Below are 3,557 nucleotides of genomic sequence, written 5' to 3' on the forward strand. Positions count from 1 at the left end.
AGGCTGCTGATCCTGTGGGCTGGCAGATCCTCAGGATTGGCCCAGCCCAGGCCTTGGCCGATCCCGGCGGCCAGGTTGAGTCGGATGCCGTGCAAGCAGGCTTCGCCCATCAAGGTGTGGGCTCGAGCGGGGGGAAGTCCGATGCGCATCAACCAGCGCCCCTTGTCGAGTTCAGCTCCTGCATAACGCCCTTGGGCCTCGAGCTCCTGGAGCTCATCGGCGTTGAGACCGTTTGCCTCCAGGCCGAGTGTCTGGGCGTAGCTGCTCAGCTCCTGCAGTTGGGCATCCACAGCGCTTCGGCTGATGCTGACGAGCCCCAGCAGCAGGCAGGGCATCCCTTCTGTCGTCCACCAATCCAGGCGTTGGGGCATCAGGTCCGCCCGTAGGCAGGCCTGACGCATGGATTCCAGCGCTTCCAGCTCCCCCGTGAACAGCAGTCCAGCGCGATGGGGCTGCTGGGGGAAGGTGCGCAGGGTGACTTGGGTGATCAGTCCAAGGCTGCCCCAGCTGCCGCAGAACAGCCGCATGAGGTCGTAGCCAGCCACGTTTTTCACGACTTGGCCTCCGGCCCTGGCCTGGGTTCCATCAGCCCGCATCACCTCCAGGCCAATCACTTGATCGCGGATCCCCAGATAGCGCTGCCTCAATCCACCGGCCATCCCGCGGGCAATGAGACCTCCGATCGTTCCGCTCTGGGTTCCACCAGCCCCACTGCCCCAGGGCCAGTCCACCGCCAGCCATTGCTTGGTTTCCGCCAGAGCCGCCTGCAGATCGCTTAAGGGCAGGCCGGCTTCAACAGTCACCGTGAAGTCACCGCTGGAGTGATGCACCAGCCGATTGAGCTTCGCTGTGCTGAGGGTTTGCGGTTGCTCCAGTGCTGCTCCCCAATGCAGCCTTGTGCCTGCGCCCGCCGGCGTCCACGGCAGGGCCTGCTGGTGCCATTGGCGCACCAGATCCTGGAGTTCGCGGTGTTCAGGGGTGATCACGGCACGATGGTGCCATGGCTGAGCGGATCAAGGTCCTGGTGCTTGATGACGATCCGACTGGATCGCAGACGGTGCACAGTTGTCCTTTGCTGCTGCGTTGGGACCCGGGCAGCCTGCGCCAAGCCCTGCTCCACCCCTCACCGCTGCTGTTTCTGCTCGCGAACACGCGCGCGCTCGACCCCCAGGCCGCCGAGCAGCGGGTCCGCAGGATTTGCCATGCCCTGAAGCCTGCCCTGGCCGAAGCGCAGGCCGCTGGATTGATGGATCGCTGGCTGATCGTCAGCCGCGGCGACTCCACCCTGCGCGGTCACTTTCCGCTGGAGCTGGAGGTCATTGACCAGGAGCTGGGCCCCTTTGCTTCCACGTTGCTGGTGCCGGCGTTTTTGCCTGGGGGTCGGACCACCAAGGAGGGGATGCATTTGCTGCATGGAGAACCGGTCCATGCCACAGCCTTTGCGCAGGATCGCCTGTTCGGATTTTCCAGCAGCTTTTTGCCGGCTTGGGTGGAGGAGAAAACCGCCGGACAGACCCTGGCCGCCTCGGTTCGGCAAATCAGCTGCTCCGACTTGGAGGCTGCTCCTGAGGCCCTGAGGGAACGGCTCGCCGCCTTGCCTCCGGCCTCGATCGCCTGTGTCGATGCGGAGCGGCCGGAGCAGTTGACGGCCCTGGGCGAGGCCATCTGGGCCTGCGAGCGTCAGGGTCAGCGTTTCGCCCTGCAGTCCGCCGCCAGCTTGATCAATGGGCTTGTGCCGCTGCCACCCCAGCCGCTTGACGCCTCTGGCTTGGCCGGGCTTAGGCGCGGTCCCGCTCTGCCTGGCTTGGTGCTGGTGGGCTCCCATGTGCCCTTGGCTGATGCTCAACTGACGACACTGCTGGCTGAGCCCGCTTGCATCGGCATCGAGCTCGATGTCCGCAAGGTGGCGCGTGTGGTGTTTGGGCCAGAACGGCACCGCCTTCTCGCCAGCCTTGAGCAGTCCTGGCGGCAGCAGATCGAAACGGTCATCAGCGAGGGCCATACCCCCGTTGTCTTCACGAGCCGCGGTGAGCTCCATTGCTCTAGTCCTGCGGAACGCCGGGAGCTTGGTGTGGAGTTGGCACAGCTGATGGCGCGCTTAGCCGGAGCCCTGGCCCCGCAACTCGGTTACGTGATCAGCAAAGGGGGGATCACAACGCACACCCTGCTGGAGTCCGGCCTGAAGGCCCCTTGGGTTGAGCTGCAGGGACAACTGTTTGCTGGCTTGTCGCTCGTGCTGACCCCAGAGGGTCTGCCGGTCATCACCTTCCCCGGCAACTTGGGCGATGCCTCGAGCTTGCGTCAGGCCTGGACACTCATGCAGCAGCCCTGAGCCGTTGGCTGGCTTCTGAGGCCAGGCCTCCAGCGGCGACTAGGGCCAGGGCCCAGAGGCTGTTGACGGAATCGCTCCAGAGGGCTGCCAGCAAAAAGGCCAGCGACACCGTCCCCACCAGAATCGGCGTCAGGGGATAGGCCCAGCAGCGGAACGGCCGATCCAGCTCTGGCTGGCGTTGCCGCAGGACCATCAGGGTGATGAATCCGCACAGGGGTAGTCCCACGTAGAGGAAGGCTCCCATCCCCAGCAGGCTTTCAAACGAACCACTGACCACCAGCAACGTGCTGCAGAGGGAGGTGATCAGCAGGGCGTTCACCGGGGTTCCACCGGCATTCACCTCGGCGGTGAAGGCAGGCATCAATCCATCGCGTCCGAGGCCAAAGAGGATGCGTGGAGCGGCCATCGCCACGGTGTTGGTCACACCCAGGAGAGACACCAAGGCAACGGCGGTGATCACCGCTCCGCCCTGGGGGCCCACCAACCGTTCGGCAGCTGTGGCGGCGGGCAGGCTTGATTCCGCCAGGACCGGGATGGGCAGCACATGCAGCAGTGCTGCGTTGATCAACAGATAGAGGCCAGCCACCGCAAGGACACCTCCAATCAGCGAGCGCGGGATGTCCCGGCTGGGTCTGGCGAATTCTTCAGCGAAATAAATCGGGCAAGCCCAACCGTCGTAGGTGGTGATCACGGCCTGCAGGGCCAGCACCACCGGCACGAACAGGTTCAGATCGGGTGGGATGAAGCTGGCTGGTGCTTCCACCCGATTGGGAAGGGGCAGCGCGAAACAAGCCACCACCAAGGCCGCAAAGATCAGAGCCTTAATCAGGCTGAGAAACTCTTGGCTGGTGCCACCGGAGCGCACCCCTGGCCACTGGATCAGTGTGAACAGCCCCAGGATCCCGACGGCGATCCAGGCGCTGCTCATTGGCACCAGAGGCGAGAGGTAATCACCCAGGGTGGTGACGACCCAGGCCAAGCCAATGCAGTGGGCGATCCAGTCGCTCCAGCCCACTAGAAATCCCGCACGACGCCCAAAGGCGGCTTCGGCGTAGACGTACCAGCCCCCCGCCTTGGGCATGGCTGCTGCCAGTTCCGCCACACAGATGGCACCGAGCAGGGCGTAGGAGGCTCCCAGGACCCAGATCCAGAGAATCCAGGGCTGCGAGGGCAGTTGCTCCGCCACCAGTCCTGGGATCCGCAGGATGCCGGCGCCGATGGTTCC

At 64.8% G+C, this 3,557-nt stretch carries 3 protein-coding genes; 1 reads left to right on the forward strand and 2 read right to left on the reverse strand.

The genetic code is table 11. From position 1 onward, the window contains the following. A partial coding sequence (locus QZ184_RS10790; protein WP_296419593.1) for an FAD-binding oxidoreductase occupies positions 1-986 on the reverse strand: 986 nt, incomplete at its 3' end. A 14-nt stretch (positions 987-1,000) separates the two neighbouring features. Here QZ184_RS10790 and QZ184_RS10795 point away from each other — a divergent pair. After that, entirely contained in the window at positions 1,001-2,332 is a 1,332-nt protein-coding gene (locus QZ184_RS10795) for a four-carbon acid sugar kinase family protein (RefSeq protein WP_296419594.1), read from the forward strand. Here the strand turns inward: QZ184_RS10795 and QZ184_RS10800 are convergent. Next, the coding region (locus QZ184_RS10800; protein WP_296419595.1) for an APC family permease at positions 2,316-3,557 on the reverse strand (1,242 nt) is incomplete at its 5' end. The two genes, QZ184_RS10795 and QZ184_RS10800, sit on opposite strands and share 17 nt — an antisense overlap.

The organism is Vulcanococcus sp. DEBay_Sum22DG08_74, from assembly GCF_017852955.1.
In the GTDB taxonomy this organism is placed as follows: domain Bacteria; phylum Cyanobacteriota; class Cyanobacteriia; order PCC-6307; family Cyanobiaceae; genus Vulcanococcus.

Bases quoted from the DNA above. Each gene is read 5' to 3' on its own strand.
- QZ184_RS10795 (WP_296419594.1), top strand. From the start codon at position 1,001: ATGGCTGAGCGGATCAAGGTCCTGGTGCTTGATGACGATCCGACTGGA.